Source organism: Pyrinomonas methylaliphatogenes (assembly GCF_000820845.2).
Lineage (GTDB): Bacteria > Acidobacteriota > Blastocatellia > Pyrinomonadales > Pyrinomonadaceae > Pyrinomonas > Pyrinomonas methylaliphatogenes.
In genome coordinates this window covers 654,365-672,237 of the sequence record NZ_CBXV010000008.1, presented here as the reverse complement: position 1 = coordinate 672,237, position 17,873 = coordinate 654,365, and the positions used below count along the sequence as shown (strand labels likewise).

Sequence of the window (17,873 nt, the reverse complement as noted above, 5' to 3'; positions counted from 1 at the left end):
ATTCGAGCGAAGCGCATCCAAAATCTCGGATGCCATCCGAAATCTTGGATGGGCTTCTTTCGCTGTCACTGCGCCCGTAAACGGAAAAGCCCGCGCATGAGAGGGCGGGCCGCTCCGAACCATCTTCTGCCAAAACTTAGAATCAAAATCTGATCGAGATTCCACCCCGCACCGAACGCGGCAGCGAACTGAGAAAGATGACCGTTTCGCCATCATCCGCGCTCGGCAACACGTTCAGCACGTTTCGCGCGTCGAGCACCGCTTCGGCACGCACGGGCAAGCCGAAGGTTGGGAGCTCCTGCGTCACGAGGATGCTGAGCGATGGATCGTAAACGGCGAGCCTTCCGGCAAAAGGATCGATGGCGAAGACCGTCGCGCGCGGCGAGAACCGGAAGACCGTCCGCACGCAAGTCCCGCGTCCTAAATCGGCATCGAGTTGCGCGGCGAGCGTTTGGAAGAACCCCGGGCGGAAGAGCTTCTCCGGGTTCGTTAAACCTTCCGCAGCAAGCTCTTGCCCTTGCCCAAACGAATATCCAGCCGATGCGCTCAAGGCATGACTGATGCGGCGCGTGTAAATGACGCGCATTCCGCGCGCCGCGCCCTGCTGATTGGCGATGCGGATCAGTTCCGCGCCCGCTTCATTGGCGAAAGCAGCGATCGGCACGCCCATCAAACCGAGGCCGCGGCCATCCACCGTATCGAAGAAAGCGGTCGCCTCAATCCTCGATCGCTCGTCGAGAACGCGCTCAAGGCCGACTTCGAAACGGCGACTGCGCTCGACGACGGCCCGCCCATCGACCAGCGCGACCGGTTGCGCCTCAAACCTCTTGAAACTAGTCGCGCCCCCTTCGAGCGGAGCGGCAGTTTGCGCCTCCCTTTCCGCCGGAGCATAGGCAGCGTGAATTCGCGTGCGCGAATTGGCATCGAACTGCAAGCCCACTCGCGGAGCGAAGACATTCAGACCGCCCGCTCCAGCAAAGTGCGAATAATCGAGGCCAAGCACGACGACGATCCCGTCGCGCACCAGCCACTCATCCACGGCCCGTACCGAGAGTTGACCGATGGCCTCACCTTTCGCCTTCGCCCCCTCATCATCGGCTGAGATCGCCTTGGCCTGCGCGCCGCCCAAACCGACGCTCACCAGATGATGATCGACGCGCTTGCGCGCGGTCGCTTCGAATCGCGCTCCGGCGCCGGGCGCGACCTGTCCGACGAGGATCAGCGCGACATCTTGAGCGACCGGCGTCGCCATGGCGAAGTTCAGGCCGGGGAAGCCGGGCGTAAACGGCGCATCTGAAGCCGCATAGTATGTCTCGACGACCCCGCTGGTGGTCCGCCCCTCTTTTCGCAGACCCTCGCGCGGCTCTCCCTCACCTTCCGCGACCTGGACCTTTGTCGACTGCCCCTCTTCGAGATTGAAGATCGAGCGCCGACCGTTTGCCAATCGGAGGCGCCATTTGGGCTCATTCCGATCGGCGCGCCGTTCAGGCAGCGTGCGATTGGAGCCAACCGGTTCGAGATTGAAACGATAGATCAACTCGGAGGATGGCGAAATCTCCACGGAAGCGAAGCGCGCCTCATTGAATCCGTCAGCAATGGCGCGCAAAATATAGCGTCCCGGCAATACGCGCAAGCGGAACGTCCCATCGGATGAGCTGCGCGTTTTTTGGACGACCGTCTCGGCACCTTCACGCAACAGGACGATGAGCGCGCCAGCCAAGGGCCTGCCCCGATCATCGCACACCGATCCGGCGATGATCCCAAGCGGGCGATTGCGACTCGCTATTTCATGTGCCGGGGAGAGACATAGCAGAAGCGCGCTGAGTATTGCCGCGGCACTAAAGGGCAATCGACTTCTCCTCATCTTTTCGTCCCCTCCTGGCGCGTTCGGAAACGCCCCATCAGCAACAACACAGCGAGGTCTGAACTGCCGTCGTTCGGTCGGAGTCACGATGAGGTTATTTTCCGCCAAGGCGGAAAAAGGTGTCAAGCATATCGGGATTCGCCGATTGGCCCGCCAAAGAGCTCTCTCAAAGCGCTGACTCGACCATCAGCGCGTTCGCTCGATCAGAATGTTTCGTCAACATCATGTCAAAGCGATTGGTTGAGCAACAGACGGTCAACCATTCGCTCAATCAGAACGTCTCGTCAGCATCGTAGGATCAAGGCTAAATGCATGACTCGCGATCAACATTCGCTCAATCAGAACGTTTCGTCAGCATCCTAACGCCCGCGTCGCTTCGCGTAACTTCTCCGGGTAGGTCGTCATCAGCTCGGTGCGTTTCCGATACCATCCTTCATCCAGCTCCGCGCGCGCGCGCGATGCTTGCAATATGCGTCGCGTCTCTTCTGGAGAGGGACCGCCCATTACACCGCGCACGCGCACGAAGTTTAGCGGATCCAACGCGCGCCGCGTCTCTTCAGGTGACAGGCTGAGCGTGCGCCCTAAGATCTCGCGCGCCGTCTCCTGCAAAAGCTTATGAGCCGCTTGCGCTAAAAGATCAGCGTGCAAGCTCTCGCCCGAAGTCTGAATGGTCGCGATGACGCCCTGCGTTCGGCGAACGAAAGAGGCAACGATTTGATGCGCCACGCGGAACGGCAATCCTTCCCGACGCACGATGGCATCGGCCAACTCCGTCACCGTAATGAAATCCTCGGCGGCGCGTTCGCGCAAACGCTCAATGTCGAATTGAGCGTGTGAAATGGCCGCCGCAAAGACAGCCGTCGCGCGCCGCGCATCGTGGAGCGCGCGCCAGATGAGCGGTTGAAGATCATCCTCGGCATCGTTCACATCGCCAAACGGCGTATTGTGGACCACCGTGAACGCGCCTTGCGCTTCGGCGAGCGCGCAGCTTGCCAAGGCGCGCACGTGTTCGAGCGCGACCGGGTTGCGCTTCTGCGGCATGATGCTCGAAATCTGCACGTAGCCATCGGAAAGCCGCAAGAAACCGAACTCGCGCGTCGCCATCAGCAAGAAGTCCTGCGCGAACCTTCCCACGTTGACCATCGCCACCGCGACGGCGCCCATCGCTTCCGTCAGGTAATCGACGGCGCTGATCGCCGCGTAAGAGTTTTCGGCGACCCCTTCGAAGCCGAGCAACTCGGCCGTGCGCGCGCGATCGATGTCGAAACCCGTGGTCGTGATGGCGCAGGCGCCGAGCGGCGAAAGGTTCGCGTTCTCGAAAGCGCGTTGCAGCCGCGCGACGTCGCGGCTCAAAACTTCCGCCATCGCCAGCAGGTAGTGCGCCAGCGTCGTCGGTTGAGCCGGTTGCGTGTGCGTGTAGGCCGGGATGGTCGTCTCATGATGAAGCGCCGCTTGATCGAGCAAAGCGCAGCGCAGATCCATCACCGCGCGGATCAGAGCGAGAAGATCGCGCCTGAGCCTCATGCGATAGATCGTCACGTCTATGTCGTTGCGGCTGCGCGCCGTGTGCAAACGCCCGGCTGTCTCTTCGCCGCACTTTTCGCTGAGCCGTTGTTGCAAGTAGAAGAAAAGGTCTTCGCAGCTTCCATCGTATCGCGCGGCGAGTATCTCATCGCGATTCATCCCTTCGAGCGCACGCAAGATCTGGCAGGCATCTTCGCGCGAGATGATGCCGCGTTCTGCGAGCATCACCGCGTGGGCGATGTCAACCTCGATCAAGGCATCGAGGAAAAGCCGCTTGGCATCCTCGAAAATCTCCGCCAGCACGTTCTCCGCGTAAGCGGGCGCCGGGAATCTCTCCTTCTGTTCCACTGGACCACTCCTCTTCAAGAAATCTTGCCCTTCAGCGATTCAGCTCTCCCGTCCGGTGATCCTCACCGCGTCCCGCCAGCTTGCGCCGAAGCCGAAAGCTTTCGGCTTGACGAAACGCGAGCCGTCTGACTTTCCGCGAAACGTCGGGAATCGATCTTCACCGCACGGCTTCGCTCAACACGTGATGGCGCTTTCGCCAAACTTAGCAGGTTGGCGAATAACCTGTATGCGCCGGGCACGCCCGCGGGCAACTGCCTGAACCAAGCATAAGACGTGTAGACATACTTGCCGCGTCCGATCTCGGCGTAAACTTCGCCGCCCGTCTGCGGCGGCTCGCCCGCGTCGTGCGATTCAAGAAGCGGCACATAGCGCGCATCGTAAGTCGTGAAGTTGTAGAGGCTTCGTTCTTGCACCCAACCGCGCCAATCATCCGCCGTGATCTTGTTCGGGAAGTTGAAAGCCGGATGATCAGGCACAAGTATCTTCACCGGCGCGTTCTCGTCCGTGACCCGCGCCGCCATCTTCGCCGGAAACGGAGCCAGCCCGCGCTCGACGTAATCGGGCCGTTGGTACTGCACGATCAGCGTTCCGCCCTGCCGCACGTAATCGAGCAACCGACGGTTGTTGGCGACAAAATCGGGCCGAACTTGCGACGCACGAATGCCAACGACGATCACATCGAAACGCGCAAGATCGCCAACCGCCAGATCATCTTCGTTGAGCAAAGTCACGTCCAGTCCCATCTGCCTGATCGCTTCGGGCACGCGGTCGCCGCTTCCCATGATGTAACCGACGCGCACGGGCGCGACCTTCAAATCGAATACGCGAAACGTGGCCTGCGCCGGCGCGTAAACGCGATGCGTCTGAATGTGCGGGTAGCTGATCTCGCGCTCCGCAAGGGCGAACCTTCGCCCCTCGATCTCGGCTTCGGCGCTGATAGAGTAAGCATCGGCGCGCGCGCCGCCGGGAACGCGCACCGTGAAGACGAGCGTTCCCTTTTCGCCTTTACGTTCGAGCGCGAATGGAGCCGAAGCCGGCTCAACGCGCCAACCAGTGGGCACATGCAAGCTCACCCGCCCGTTGACAGCGCGCGAAGCGTTGCTCGAAAGTCGCACGAAGACGCGCCGCTCTGTCTCTTGCGCCGAAGTCGGAACGATGACCAACTCGGGATCGAGCGCGACCGAAACCATCGGCACGACGTTGATCTCGCGCCTGATCTCGCCACGAACCGGATCGGCGTAACGGTACTGGACCGGCGCGGTAATGGTGACCGGCTCGCCTCCGATTACCGCTTCGACTTCAGCGCTGACGAGCGGCGCATCGAAGGGCCTAGCTTTCGGCGCATCGCTCGTCCAGCGGAAAAGGTCCCCATCGCGCGGCTCGCGCAACCAGTACGGCATCGTCGGCCCTTCGCCATCGGGCACGGTGATGCGAAAGCGCGCTTGATGCTGCGGCGTCTCGCGCCCTTCAAACTCGCTCGCGACCAAAAGGGCGTTCGATTCAGGAGCGACCTCTTCGAGGCGCCAACCGGCAGGCGCGCGCAAACGAATCGCTTTGATCTCAACCGCCCTCTCGTCCGACAGAAAGACGCGCGCCGTAACGTTCAATCGATCCCCTGCAACCACCGTTTCGTCATCGGCCAATGCGTCAACTCTGATCGCCGCCGCGCGCCACAGCGCTTCGGAGAACTGCGCTTCCTTCTGCGCGAGCAGGAAGTCGGCCTCATACTTCGCCTCTTCGCTCTCGCCGCTCGCGCGCAAGCTTGCGCGCAATTCGCGCGTCCGTCGCAACCCTTCGGCGAGGATGGGGATGAGCTTGCGCGGTTCCATCGCATCGAACTCGCGCAGAGCGCGCCGCGCAAGATCCTGTATGACGCCGAGCCGTTCGATGATGCGCGCATCGCGTATCCCAGCCAACTGTGCGATGCCGCGGATCGTCACGTCGATGCCATCGAAGACGCTCCGCTCATCGCCCGCGCCCGCGGCGCTTTCGAGCAAGCGCACGCCCGAGGTTTGTGGACCGAGAAGCTCGAGCGTCCCCATCTCCTGCGATTTGTGCTGGCTGCGCCCGTACATCGCGATCTCGAAGTAACTGCGACCGAGCAACTCATCGTGCCGCCCCGTGTCGAGCAGCAGCGTCGGACGGTTGTTTGGATCGGCGCCGCGCCGAAATCCTTCGCTCACGTAAATCTTGAGCGCACGCCATGGACGTAACCCTTCAGCAAGCTGCTCGGGGAAAGCCTTCGGATCGGCGGCCAAGCGAAAGGCGAGCGGAGTGAGATAACCGGCGAGCTGATGTTGACCGTGGCCATCGGCGGGCGTGCCCGTAAACCGCGCGATGATGACGAGCGGGCGAAAGAGCCGGATGACGCGCACCATGTCGGCCAGAATCTCGCGCTCGCCCCAACGCGCGGCGGCTTCCGCGCGCGTCTTTGTAAAGCCGAAATCGAAAGCGCGCGTGAAGAACTGCTCGCCGCCGTCGAGCCGACGCGCCTGCAATAACTCTTCGGTGCGAATCACGCCGAGCGTTTCGAACAATTCTGGACCGATGATGTTCTGTCCGCCCTCGCCGCGATTGAGCGCAAGATAGGCCACGCGCGCCCCATCGCCGCGCGCAAGCCGCGCGATGAGCGCCGAATCTTCGTCATCGGGATGCGCGCCCGTGTGAAGCGCGCTCGCCGTGGTCTGCAAACGCACAAGCAACTGGCCCAGCGCGAAAGCGCCATCATCATAAGGCGAACGCACTTGCGCGCGCTCTACCTGAAGCGACGCTAAAATGATCGCGATCGCGCAGAACGAAGATAAAAGGCGAAGCGAAGCGCCCTTCGCGAAATGACCGACTCTTTTCATATCCTCTCCATGCGATCCATCAGTCTTGCCGAAAGCACCTTCCAACCTTGCGCGCCCAAGCTTTAGCTTCATCATGCGATCCATCAGACCTGACGCAAGCATCTTCTCGACCGGTGCGCCGCGCGGGATGAATTCGCAAGACGCCTCGCCGACGGTCAGAACGAACGCGCTCTGACCTTTTTGTCCGTCAAGCTGAGAAGCGTCCCGACGATGACGACAACCGCGCAGCCGATGACGTTGAACCACAAAAAGGCGATCTCCGTGTAGCGGCTCGCGATCCACACCGAAACGATGCCGAGCAGCAGCCCCCAGAAAGCGCCGCGCCCCGTCGCGCGCGGCACGGCGAAAGCGAGGACGAAGACGCCGAGCAGTGAGCCATAGAAGAACGAGCCGAAACGATTGACGACTTCGATCAGCGAACCGAGCGAAGTCGAATAGAGCGCAACGATGCACGCGAAAACGCCCCAGAACGCGGTCGCCAAACGTCCGACCAAAACGTAATGCCGATCAGCCGCTTCAGGTTTGAAGTGACGGCGATAGATGTCAATCACCGAGGCGGTCGCGAGCGCGTTCAATTCCGCCGAGATGCTCGACATCGCCGCGGCGAAGATCGCCGCGATGATCAACCCGACGACGCCCACCGGCATGTACTGAACGACGAAGGTCGGAAAGACGTAGTTCACGTCCGTGAAACTGCGATTGCCGCTTTCGACCTTCGCCGCTTCCAGCCCCTTTTCGCGCACTTCCTCGAAAGCACGCTCCGCTGCGAGATATTCGCTCCTTGCATGTTCCGAATCCGAAGACGACGCATCGCGTAGCGCGCGCACATATTCGATGGCCGCGCGTTCGCGCGCCGCGTGAGCCGCTTCGTATTCCGCGCTCAACCGCTGATAATCGAGCGTTCGATGCCGCTCGACGCGCTGCGCTTCAACGCGATTGAAGATGAGCGGCGGTCGCTCGAATAGATAAAAGACGAAGACCAGCACGCCGATGAGCAGAATGAAGAACTGCATAGGGATCTTGATGAAGGCGCTCATCAGGAGCGACGTGCGCCCTTCATTCACCGAACGCGCCGTCAGATACCTTTGCACTTGGCTCTGATCGCAACCGAAGTAAGAGAGCATCAAGAAGAGTCCGCCGATCAGACCGGACCAGAGCGTGTAACTCTCCTGCAAACTGAACCGCGCGTCCACGGTCGTCAAACGCCCCGCCGCGCCCGCTAGGTGAAGCGCATCCGTGAAGGCTACGCCCGCCGGGAACTTCGACAGGATGACGAAAAGACAGACGCCCAGACCGACGAAGATGATGACCATCTGCTTGACATCGGTCCACGTGACGGCCTGCACGCCGCCGGCCATCGTGTAAAGGGTCGTCGTCAATCCCATCGCGAAGACGGTCGCCGCTTCGCTCCAACCGAGCACGATCGAAAGGATGACGGAAGGAGCGGCGATGATCACGCCGACGCCCAAACCGCGCGATAGGAGAAAGAAGAAACTGGTCAGCGTGCGCGTGCGCGCGTCGAAGCGACGTTCGAGATACTCGTAGGCCGTGAAGACTTTGGCGCGATAAAAAAATGGCACCGCCGTCATGCAGAGGATCACCATCGCAAACGGCAGCCCATAGTAGAACTGGATGAAACGCATGCCGTCGGCGAACGCCTGTCCGGTCGTGCCGACGAGCGTGATCGCCGATAACTGCGTCGCCATCACCGAAAGACCGACGGCCCACCAAGGCAGACTTCGGTCGGCGAGGAAGTAGCCTTCGACCTTGCCGCTGTGCTTCGAAAGTCGCACGCCATCCCAAACGATGTAGACGAGGTAGACGACGACCACCGCCCAGTCAATCCAACTCATGCGCCATCGGTCTCCTTTGCGCGCCGACGGGCGCGCATGATGAAAAAGTTCGGACTTCGCGCCTCGGACGCTGGTCCAGAAAATTAGCGCGAAAAAACGGCGGAGAAGAGCCAAAGCGCGCCGATCAGCATCACTGTGTAAACGATGACCGCAAAGTACACGCGATGCCAACGCGCATCCTCTTCCCGCTGCGCTCTGAAATCATCAGTGCTCATAGGGCGGAATCTATGCTCGCTCAAAGCCGACACCCATCCCCAAAGGTCGAATTGAAAGCTTTACAAGCTTAGACTTGGAGCGAAAGCCCTCAAAAGTTGAACTTGAAGCCAAGCTGAAACTGCCGGCTGTCCGTTCCGACCGGATTGCGTTTCGTGAAATCGGGCAGCGGCCCGGTCAAACTCCCATCCGGATTGGTCGGCACGATGCCGTTGACCGAAACGATGCTGTTGATGTTGAAGACGTTGATGAACTCGCCGAAGATCTCCAAATTGAAACGCTCGCTGAAACGCACGAAGCGCGTGTAACGAAGATCGACGTTGAACTGGTGCGGCGTGCGCCCCGTGTTGCGCCCGATGAAGAGCGGACGATCCGCATCGCCAGCGGTGCCGACTCCGTCTCCATTCAAATCGCGCCCCGTCGTGATGTTGAAAGTCTCGCCGCTGTTGGCCGTCGCGATGATCCCCAATTGATTATCGTTGAGCACGCTCCGCCAGAATCCGCTCTCGAGATTGAAAGTCGGTCGCCCGACGAAGCTCAGGACGAACGTGTGGCGCTGATCGGCGAAAGCGTTCCCGCGATCGCGGCGCCGGTTCGTCGGATCGGACAGCACGTAGCTTGTCGCGGCAACGAGGTTCTGCTCCGGAGCGTCGTCGATCGCGTGCGAATAGGTGTAATTCGCGCTGAATTGATAGCCCGATGAGAAACGCTTGCTGAGCACGAGCGTCCCCGCCGTGTAGTTCGACGTGCCGACCGATTCGACCATCAACACGTTGTTGAATTGCGGATAGAGGCGCGTCGTCGGACTCACCGTGGTGCTGAACACAGGGCGACCATCGGCCAAAAATCCGATCGGATTGATCGGATTGATGTTGCGATAGACGGGCAAGTGCGTCCCGCGCGAGTTGATAAGGCCGACGGTCAGCGAAAGATTCGGCGACAGCGCCTGTTCCAACTGCAAGTTCGTGTGGAAAGCGACGAGGTTTTCGTAATCGGGCGAGACGGCTTCGATGCTCTGGCGCGGCAATGTCGCTCCAGACGGGAGAGATCCGAGCGTGTTCGGAAAGCGCGGCGCACCCACACCGCTCGGACCGACGGCGAAAGTGACGAAACGCGGATTGCCGTTGTTCTGCAATGCGCGCCGGTAGATGTCGAGCCACGGCTGCTCGTAGTAGAGTCCGGCGCTCGCGCGCAAGACGGTCGGAAGAACCCCTTCGCGCAAGGCATAGACGATGCCGAGCCGCGGCGCGAAATTGTTCTTATCCGTGTGGAAGTGGCGCGAAAACTCGAGCGGCGCGTTTGGATCTCCATCCGGCACAGCATAAAGGTCATAGCGCACGCCGTAGTTGATCTTCAGGCGCGAAGTGGCCTTCCAATCATCTTGCACGAAAGCTTGATAAAAGGTAGCCGGGACGGTGATGCTTGGATCGCCGAGCGTCTCTGTGTACTGCGTGTAGCTGAAAGGGTTCGCTCCGCTCTTCGCCGCCACATAGGCCGCGATCGATGGAAAGGTATAACGCGCGAACACGCCCGCACGCTGCGTCTGACGAACGCGGTTGAAACCGGCGCCGAATTTGATCGTGTGCAGGCCGCGCGTGATCGTCACGTTGTCAAGCAATTGGTTCGACACTTCAAGCGGCGCGATCGTGTTGGCGTTCTCCGGCGCGCCGAAAGCGGCGATGCCCGAGATCAAGATCGAAGGGCCGCTGCCGGAGTTTTCGTTTGGCAAGTTCTCGGATTTGCGCCGCGCATACTGATAACGTAGTTCATTGAGGACGACGGGCGAAAAGGTCGAAACGAGCTGCAATCCGACCGAATCGGCGCGGTCAATGAAATCTATGCTCCGCTCGAGCGTCGTCGTGCCACCAGCGATGTTGTTCGGCGACGTGTTGCGGAACAGGTTGAAACGCCCGACGAGGCGATGCTTGTCCGTCAGTTGCGCATCCGTGCGGACGATGAAGAAGCCGACCTTCTGCGAAGCCGGAATCGAGTTCGGGAAAGCGTTCGGACTGACGCCGGCAGCGATCAACGCCGCTTGGTCCGCCTTGCTGATCGTGATGACGCGCTGCGGCTCGCCCGCCAGATCGCGCATGACGCGCTCGAATCCCGCGTAGAAGTGCCAACGGTCGCGGATGATGGGGCCGCCCAACGCCGCCGTGTAATCATCGACTTTCGTCTCCGGCTTCGGCTTGGTCGGATCGGAGAAGAAGGGGCGCGACGAAAAGGGCGTGCGCCGGAAGCGATACCCGACCGTGCCGCGATACTCGTTCGTCCCGGCGCGCGTCACCGCGTTGAAGACCACGCCGGGCGTGTTGCCGAACTCCGGGGCGAAGCCGTTCGTCACGACTTGGACTTCGCCGATGAAAAGCTCTGAGATCGGCATCAGGCGGATACCGGCGCGGTCCGATTGCGTGTTGTAGTTGCCATCGAGCTGATAGTTGATCCGCCGCGCATAACCGTTGGCGCTGATGCGCGGCACGCCGAACTCGACGTTGGGCCGCCCGACGACGTTCGCTTGAAGCAGCGCAAAGTTGTATGGGTTGCGCGAAACGAGCGGAAGATTGGTCACCTCGCGCTCGTTGATGACGCGCCCCATCTCAATCTTCGCCGGATCCGCGATCGGCGCGTCGCTGTTGACGGTGACCGTTTCGGTGACGCCGCCCGGCTCGAGCGTTAAATCGATCGTCGCCGTCTGCCCCGCCGTGAGCGTGATCCCCTCGCGCACGAGCCGCTTGAACCCTGCGGCTTCCGCCGTGACGCGATAGGTTCCAAGCGGCAGCAGCGGCGCGCGGTAAAACCCGCTCTCGTCCGTTTGGACCGTGCGCGTCGCGCCCGTCTCTATGTTCGTGATCGTGACACTAGCGCCAGCGATGACCGCACCGCTCGCGTCCTTGACGGAACCTTCGATCTGTCCGTTGAGCGCTTGCGATTGCGCATGCGCCGTTTGAAATGCGAGGCCGATCAACAAAAGCAAGCTTGCCGCGAGTCTCGACCGTAACATAAGCTCTCCTCCTCCGAAAACGATCTCAACAGCCCAAGACGCGATCCCTAACTCACCAAGCGCAGCCCTACTTCACTTGCACGCGCTGGCCCAATGACTCGTACAAAGATTCGTTCGCGCGCTCGAGCGCCAACCGCACGCTGCCCATCAGGGCCGCCTCTTCACCCAGCTCCGTCAGGATCATCTCCGGACAGTTCGGCACGATACGCGAGGCCACCTCGCGCACGCGCGGTAAAAGGTCCGGCGATGATGCGGCCAAACGCCCGCCGAAGATGATCAACTCTGGATCGAGAATGGTCGCGATGTTGGCCACAGCCGCGCCGAGACGTAGAACGTTCTCGTCGCCGAGCGAACTCGCATTCAACCGCGGCGCGCGCGTCGGACGCGACTTGGGCACCGCGCCCGCGTAGAACTCAAGGTAACCGGCGGCGCCGAAATCGACGTTCCACTCGCGAAAATCGACGTTTATGTGGCTTATCTCGCCAGCATGCCAGCGATGCCCGCGATGCAGACGATCCTCGATGACGATCCCGGCGCCGATCCCGGCGTCCATCCAAATGAAGACAAAGTTGTGCACTCCGCGCGCTCGCCCGCACCACTGCTCGCCTAAAGCCGCCAGATTGACGTCGTTATCGACGATGACCGGCGCGCCGAGCTGTTCGCTCAAGATCGCTTCTACGTTGACATCGGTCCACCCTTCCAAGTTCGCCGCCTCGATGACGATGCCGCGCGCGACATCGGTCATCCCCGGAGCGCCAACGGCGACGGCAAGCAACGGCGTGTGTGGAAAATCGCGAAGCGCTTTCTGCGCGGCGGTGGCCAAACGACGTAACAACGGGCGCGGACGAGTGTCTTTGATGATCTCCAGAGAATGCTTCTTCAAGATGCGGCCATTCATGTCCGCAGCCGCTAACTGGATGGCATTGGTGCCGATGTTCGCCCCGATGACGATGCCACAGCTGGCGTTGAAACCGAGAAGCACGGGCTTCCTTCCGCCGTTGGAAGCGCCTTCACCCTTCTCTTCGAGCAACCCAGCGTCGAGCAACCTTTCGACGAGCGCGGAAACGGTCGGCGGGCTCAGTCGCGTCGCGCGCGCAAGTTCGGCGCGCGAAACGGTCCCGAGTTTGCGCACGGCGCGCAACAGGCGCTGCGCGTTGTGCGCGCGCATCGCTTGCGCATCCATTTTCCCGACGCTCGCCATGCGCCCCCTCTCGGAACTTAAGCAAGAAACTTTATTAAGTCTTTTAACAAAGCATGAGGCGCATGTCAAGCTCTTTCCAAGCGGATCCGGCGGCCTCAATTCGGCTGCGCTCCGCAGTTCATCCGATCGAACCTCTTTCGCAAAGCGCGCCACAGGGTGAGCGCAAACAAGGCGCTCACCCCGCCAGCCGTATCGAGCAGGCTATCCCAAATGCTCGGCGTGCGCGTTGGGACGAAGCTCTGCCGATACTCATCCAACAGCGCGTAGCAGACCACCAGCGAAAAGGAGGCGATAATCCAGCGGCTTCGCAGCCAGGCCTTCGACGATGTGCTGAAAGCGCGCGCCGCAAGGAGGGCGAGCACGCCGTATTCGGCGAAATGCGCAGCTTTGCGGATGGCGAGGTGAATCAGCGTGAGGGTCTCTTCGCTCATATTGGGGAAGAGCCAGCGAAGGAGCGGACCGATGAGGCGCGAAGTGTTGGCAGCGGAGAACTCATCGCTCGAAGCGAAGAAGATCATCAGCATCCACGCGATCAACGGTCCGTATCGCCAAAAACGCCCTTTGATTCCGCTCTCCTCCATCATCGGCTCGGTTTCAGCTCAGCCCCTTCTGCCAAAAATCGAGAAGGGAAGCTTCTGGCTTCCCTTCTCTTGACCGCTGATCCTAACAGTTAAGCCAGATCGACGTTCGCTCGGTCAAAGCGCCGCCGCTCCTGAGACGACCTCGATGATCTCTTTGGTGATCGCCGCCTGACGAATGCGGTTCATCGTCAGAGTCAGGTGGTTGATCAATTCGCCCGCGTTCTTCGTAGCTGAATCCATCGCTGTCATGCGCGCGCCATGCTCGGAAGCGACCGACTCCAGAAGCGCGCGGAAGACTTGCGTTTCGACATAGCGCGGAAGCAGGCGTCCGAAGATCTCCGCTGGCGGCTGTTCGTAAATGTACTCGATTGTCTGTTGTGGTCCGGTCTCGACGCGCGGCACGGGCAGAAGCTGTTCGACGACGACGCGTTGCTGAAGCACCGACTTGAACTCGTTGTAGATGATGAAGACCTTATCGAGCGATTCGTCCTCGGTGAACCGGCGCATGATGTCGCGCGCGACGTCGAGCGCTTCCTCATGTTCGATCCTTCCTTTGCCCGTCAGCCCGACGTATTCGCCGACGATGTTGATCTGGCGGCGGCGGAAGAAGTCGCGCCCCTTTCGTCCGATGGCGAGAAGCTCGATCTGTTTGTCGGCGTTCTCTTGCAAGAAGATCTGCGCGGCTTTGATCAAATTGGCGTTGAAGGCGCCCGCTAGCCCCTTGTCAGCCGTGATCAAGACGAGCAGGTAGTGTTGATCGCCACGTTCGTCGAGCAATGGATCGTGAAAGGAGTCGCCGGCGCGCGCGGCGAGCCTTCCCAGAACCTGGGTCATCTTGGCGGCATAGGGTCGCGCCGCGACGACGCGATCCTGCGCGCGTTTGAGCTTCGCCGCCGAAACCATCTTCATCGCCTTCGTGATCTGCTGCGTGTTCTTGACCGAACGAATGCGACGACGGATGTCCAAAAGATTAGCCATACCACTCTCTAGCCGATCACGGGATCGCCCGTCGAAACGAGCACTTCATCGCCAGCCGAAAGCCGAAGATCAAGCGCCGACGGTCGCCGGCGTTTCGGCGCGTTCCGCAGCGCGCGCGCCGCGCGCGCCATCGCCGCTCGTCGCAAAGCGCGCTGACTGAGCGGCGCCAGTCTCGCACCACGTCTCTTTGAAGTCGGCGAGCACGCGCTTGAGATCGGCGATGATCTCATCGGTCAAAGCCTTCTTCTCGGCGATGGCGCGCAACACGCCGGGATGCGAATTCTCGACGAAACGCAGGAGATCGGCCTCAAAGCGGCGCACCTGCTCGACCGGTATGTCATCGACGTAGCCATTGGTCGCCGCCCAGATCACCAGCACCTGCTTTTCGACGTCCATCGGATGATACTGTGGCTGCTTCAGGATCTCGGTCAGGCGTTGACCGCGCGCAAGTTGCGCTTGCGTCGCTTTGTCGAGGTCGGAGCCGAACTGCGCGAACGCAGCCAGCTCGCGATACTGGGCCAGTTCCAACCGGAGCGTGCCGGCGACCTGTTTCATCGCCTTGATCTGCGCCGCGCCGCCGACGCGCGAAACGGAGTTGCCGACGTTGATCGCCGGACGGATGCCCGCATTGAACAGGTCCGTTTCGAGAAAGATCTGACCGTCGGTGATCGAGATGACGTTGGTCGGGATGTAAGCGGAGATGTCGCCCGCCTGCGTTTCGATCACGGGCAATGAAGTCATCGAGCCGCCGCCCTTGGCATCCGAAAGTTTGGCCGCGCGTTCAAGCAAACGCGAATGCAGATAGAAGACGTCGCCCGGATAAGCTTCGCGGCCCGGCGGACGCCGCAACAGCAACGAGATCTCGCGGTAAGCAGCCGCGTGCTTCGATAGATCATCGTAGATCGTCAGAGCGTGGCGGCCCGTGTCGCGGAAGTACTCGCCGATGGCCGCGCCCGCATAGGGGGCCAGATACTGCATCGCCGCCGGCTCCGAAGCCGAGGCCGTGACCACGATCGAATAGTCCATCGCGCCGTAATCCTGTAAAGTCTTGATCACCTGCGCGACCGTCGAAGCCTTCTGCCCGATGGCGACGTAGATGCAGATGACGTCCTTGCCCTTTTGATTGAGGATCGTGTCGATGGCGATGGCGGTTTTGCCCGTCTGCCGGTCGCCGATGATCAACTCGCGCTGCCCGCGCCCGATGGGGATCATCGCGTCGATCGCCTTGAGTCCCGTCTGCAGCGGCTCCTTCACCGGCTGACGATCGACTACGCCCGGCGCGAGCCTCTCCACAGGGTTATAGTGTTCGGTGACGATCGGCCCGCGGCCATCGAGCGGCTGGCCCAGCGCATTGACCACGCGCCCGATGAGCGCCTCGCCCACAGGCACCTCCATGATGCGCCGCGTGCGGCGGACGGTATCGCCCTCTTTGATGAGCTGATAGTCGCCGAAGAGCACTGCGCCGACCTTGTCCTCTTCGAGGTTCAAGGCCAGGCCGCGCACGTCGTGTGGGAATTCGAGCAACTCACCGGCCATGACCTTCTCAAGGCCGTAGATTTCGGCGATCCCATCTCCCACTTTGATGACCGTGCCGATTTCGGCGACCGTCACCCCGGCCTCGAAATTCTCGACCTGCTGTCTGATTATCTCGCTAATCTCGTTGGCTTTGATCGCTTCCATGACTTCCTTCCCACAGACCGTTGAAAACTTAACTCAACCCCTCGCCCATCAATCGCTCGCGAATCGTCTGCAACTGCCCTCGCACTGAGCCGTCATAAACGGTCGAGCCGATGCGCGTTACGATCCCCCCTATGAGATTCGGGTCAATAGTAAACTGCAGACGAACCTCGCGCCCCGTCACCGCCTTGAGCCGCTCCCGCAAACGCTCGCGAGTTTCATCGTCGAGAGGGCGCGCCGTCGTGACCTGGGCTGAGATCACGCCTTTACGCGCATCGAGCTCCGCGGCGAAATAGCGATTGATCTCCTCCAATTGCGCGAGCCGATGATTCTGCAAAAGGACCCGTAAGAAGTTGGCTGTCGTCTGCCGCACTCTCGTTCGCGCGATCAACGACTCCAAAACCTTACGCTTCTGCTCGCGACGCACCGTCGGGTTGCGGAAAACTTCCAGCAACAACGCATGCTCCTCGATCATGCGTTGCCATGCGAGCAGTTCTTCCTGCACTTCGCGCGCTTCGTTGCGCGAGAAGACGACATCGGCCAAGGCTACAGCATATCTTCTCGCAACAGCGGCGCTCAACGCCGATCACCTCCGAGTTCCTCAACGTATCGACCTATCAACCTAGCCTCGTCCTCAGGACGCATTTCGCGCCTGATCATCTCCTCAGCCAACCGCACGCTCTGTTCGGCAGCAAATTCGCGTAGGCGAGCGCGGGCCGCTTTGGCCGCCGCCTCTATCTCGCGTTCGGCCTGATCCCGTAAACGGCGAGCCTCCTCCTCTGTGGTTCTCCTGATGCGCTCGCGCTCTTCGGCCGCCTCGCGCTCGGCCTCGGCACGCGCTTCGGCCACCTCCTGGTCCAACCGCGCCAGACGCGCTTCGACCTCTTGAAGCTTGGCTAAAGCCGCATCGCGTTCCTGACGAGCCTGCGCCAACTCGCGTTTGATCGCCTCGCGCCTCGTGCGAAAGACCTCTCCGATCGGGCGCCGCAAGAAGAAATAGAGCGCCAGGACGAAGATCAGGAGATTCAGCACGCGCCATGCATTGTAATCATAAAGAAGCGAGCCGCTCTCCCCAGCCGCTAAAAGAAATGCCGCAGACAAAAGGTCGTGCATGGATCCTCATCAATGAACTCGTTGGCCCCGACCGAACGAACGATCGCGCCTCGCGAGTCTCTAAAACCGTAATTGCGCAGAAGGCGCATCGCCGACCGCGCGCCCAAGGATGTGCCGACCGATCTCGGCGGCGATCCGGCGCGACTCCTGCTCTAAAATCCGCTGCGCCTCCTCGGCCTGCTTGGCGATCTCCAGCTTTTCACGCGCGATCAAGTGCGCGATCTCATCGCGCACTTCGCTCAATCGCCTCTCCCGCTCCTCCATCGCCTCAGCGCGCACGCGTTCGAGCAAACGATAGCCTTCGGCGCGCGCCTCGCGCAGCGCACGCTCGTACCGCCCTAACTTCTCATCCACCCGATTCAGCAGCTCGCGCGCTTCGCGCCTGCGCCCCACAGTCAATCTCTCACGCTCTTCGAGAACGCGCAGCACCGGCTTATAAAGCAAAACGTTCAACGCGGCGATCATCACGAGGAACAGCAGGATGTGAAAGAAGAGCGTGCCATCGGGCACAAGTTGAATGGAGTTTTCAGCCAAAATGAGCAGAATCATGACGCGCCCTCAAGTTACTTCGCTGACCAGTACAACAAGATGCCTGAGATCAAACTCTTCTATTCGGATGGATGGCCTCGCGCCGCTAAAAGGTGGGAAGCTTAGCACGCTATTTCACAAGC

The 17,873-nt window shown here is 60.9% G+C and carries 14 protein-coding genes; 1 reads left to right on the top strand and 13 read right to left on the bottom strand.

All coding sequences use genetic code 11. The features are described from left to right. Positions 1-142 precede the first annotated feature (142 nt). The gene (locus tag PYK22_RS14120; RefSeq protein ID WP_083437875.1) at positions 143-1,864 is read right to left on the bottom strand and encodes a TonB-dependent receptor; all 1,722 of its coding nucleotides are present in this window, start codon (positions 1,862-1,864) and stop codon (positions 143-145) included. Between the two features lie 119 nt (positions 1,865-1,983). Between PYK22_RS14120 and PYK22_RS17665 the strand changes: the two genes are divergently transcribed. Further along, positions 1,984-2,160: a hypothetical protein gene (locus tag PYK22_RS17665; protein WP_157770899.1), complete on the top strand. Its 177-nt coding sequence runs from the start codon at positions 1,984-1,986 to the stop codon at positions 2,158-2,160. Positions 2,161-2,215: 55 nt separating this feature from the next. On the opposite strand, the gene argH is transcribed toward PYK22_RS17665, so the two are convergent. From argH to PYK22_RS14065, 12 genes are all read right to left on the bottom strand, one after another. Beyond that, positions 2,216-3,736, bottom strand: coding sequence for an argininosuccinate lyase (gene argH, locus PYK22_RS14115; protein WP_060635699.1), 1,521 nt, complete (start codon positions 3,734-3,736; stop codon positions 2,216-2,218). A gap of 62 nt (positions 3,737-3,798) precedes the next feature. Further along, complete coding sequence (locus tag PYK22_RS14110) at positions 3,799-6,585, bottom strand: PIG-L family deacetylase (RefSeq protein ID WP_162199862.1); 2,787 nt, start codon at positions 6,583-6,585, stop codon at positions 3,799-3,801. 155 nt (positions 6,586-6,740) lie between these two features. Then, complete coding sequence (locus PYK22_RS14105; protein ID WP_041979119.1) at positions 6,741-8,438, bottom strand: sodium:solute symporter; 1,698 nt, start codon at positions 8,436-8,438, stop codon at positions 6,741-6,743. Between the two features lie 83 nt (positions 8,439-8,521). Further along, complete coding sequence (locus tag PYK22_RS18200) at positions 8,522-8,653, bottom strand: hypothetical protein (protein ID WP_268871525.1); 132 nt, start codon at positions 8,651-8,653, stop codon at positions 8,522-8,524. Between the two features lie 89 nt (positions 8,654-8,742). Then, positions 8,743-11,652 (bottom strand): TonB-dependent receptor, encoded by a 2,910-nt coding sequence (locus PYK22_RS14100; RefSeq protein ID WP_041978265.1) that lies wholly within the window; start codon positions 11,650-11,652, stop codon positions 8,743-8,745. Positions 11,653-11,719: 67 nt separating this feature from the next. Then, positions 11,720-12,853 carry an ROK family transcriptional regulator gene (locus PYK22_RS14095; RefSeq protein ID WP_041978263.1) on the bottom strand — a complete coding sequence of 378 codons (1,134 nt, stop codon included), beginning with the start codon at positions 12,851-12,853 and terminating at the stop codon, positions 11,720-11,722. 95 nt (positions 12,854-12,948) lie between these two features. After that, positions 12,949-13,434, bottom strand: coding sequence for a VanZ family protein (locus tag PYK22_RS14090; RefSeq protein WP_162199861.1), 486 nt, complete (start codon positions 13,432-13,434; stop codon positions 12,949-12,951). Positions 13,435-13,548: 114 nt separating this feature from the next. Then, positions 13,549-14,412: an ATP synthase F1 subunit gamma gene (gene atpG, locus PYK22_RS14085; protein WP_041978258.1), complete on the bottom strand. Its 864-nt coding sequence runs from the start codon at positions 14,410-14,412 to the stop codon at positions 13,549-13,551. Between the two features lie 69 nt (positions 14,413-14,481). Next, positions 14,482-16,092 carry a F0F1 ATP synthase subunit alpha gene (gene atpA, locus PYK22_RS14080; protein ID WP_083437873.1) on the bottom strand — a complete coding sequence of 537 codons (1,611 nt, stop codon included), beginning with the start codon at positions 16,090-16,092 and terminating at the stop codon, positions 14,482-14,484. Between the two features lie 28 nt (positions 16,093-16,120). Further along, positions 16,121-16,669: an ATP synthase F1 subunit delta gene (atpH, locus tag PYK22_RS14075; protein WP_041978256.1), complete on the bottom strand. Its 549-nt coding sequence runs from the start codon at positions 16,667-16,669 to the stop codon at positions 16,121-16,123. Next, positions 16,666-17,202, bottom strand: a complete 537-nt coding sequence (locus PYK22_RS14070) for a F0F1 ATP synthase subunit B family protein (protein WP_041978253.1) — start codon at positions 17,200-17,202, stop codon at positions 16,666-16,668. The genes atpH and PYK22_RS14070 overlap by 4 nt, the downstream gene beginning before the upstream one ends. Before the next feature lie 60 nt (positions 17,203-17,262). Further along, on the bottom strand, positions 17,263-17,751 hold the full coding sequence (locus tag PYK22_RS14065; RefSeq protein WP_041978251.1) for an ATP synthase F0 subunit B: 489 nt from the start codon (positions 17,749-17,751) through the stop codon (positions 17,263-17,265). Positions 17,752-17,873: the final 122 nt, after the last annotated feature.

What these genes read in the sequence shown, in the direction of transcription:
- PYK22_RS14120 (WP_083437875.1), bottom strand. Translation starts at nt 1,864, where the DNA reads ATGAGGAGAAGTCGATTGCCCTTTAGTGCCGCGGCAATACTCAGCGCG.
- PYK22_RS14110 (WP_162199862.1), bottom strand. Translation starts at nt 6,585, where the DNA reads ATGAAAAGAGTCGGTCATTTCGCGAAGGGCGCTTCGCTTCGCCTTTTA.
- PYK22_RS14105 (WP_041979119.1), bottom strand. Translation starts at nt 8,438, where the DNA reads ATGAGTTGGATTGACTGGGCGGTGGTCGTCGTCTACCTCGTCTACATC.
- PYK22_RS18200 (WP_268871525.1), bottom strand. Translation starts at nt 8,653, where the DNA reads ATGAGCACTGATGATTTCAGAGCGCAGCGGGAAGAGGATGCGCGTTGG.
- PYK22_RS14100 (WP_041978265.1), bottom strand. Translation starts at nt 11,652, where the DNA reads ATGTTACGGTCGAGACTCGCGGCAAGCTTGCTTTTGTTGATCGGCCTC.
- PYK22_RS14095 (WP_041978263.1), bottom strand. Translation starts at nt 12,853, where the DNA reads ATGGCGAGCGTCGGGAAAATGGATGCGCAAGCGATGCGCGCGCACAAC.
- PYK22_RS14090 (WP_162199861.1), bottom strand. Translation starts at nt 13,434, where the DNA reads ATGGAGGAGAGCGGAATCAAAGGGCGTTTTTGGCGATACGGACCGTTG.
- atpG (WP_041978258.1), bottom strand. Translation starts at nt 14,412, where the DNA reads ATGGCTAATCTTTTGGACATCCGTCGTCGCATTCGTTCGGTCAAGAAC.
- atpA (WP_083437873.1), bottom strand. Translation starts at nt 16,092, where the DNA reads ATGGAAGCGATCAAAGCCAACGAGATTAGCGAGATAATCAGACAGCAG.
- PYK22_RS14070 (WP_041978253.1), bottom strand. Translation starts at nt 17,202, where the DNA reads ATGCACGACCTTTTGTCTGCGGCATTTCTTTTAGCGGCTGGGGAGAGC.
- PYK22_RS14065 (WP_041978251.1), bottom strand. Translation starts at nt 17,751, where the DNA reads ATGATTCTGCTCATTTTGGCTGAAAACTCCATTCAACTTGTGCCCGAT.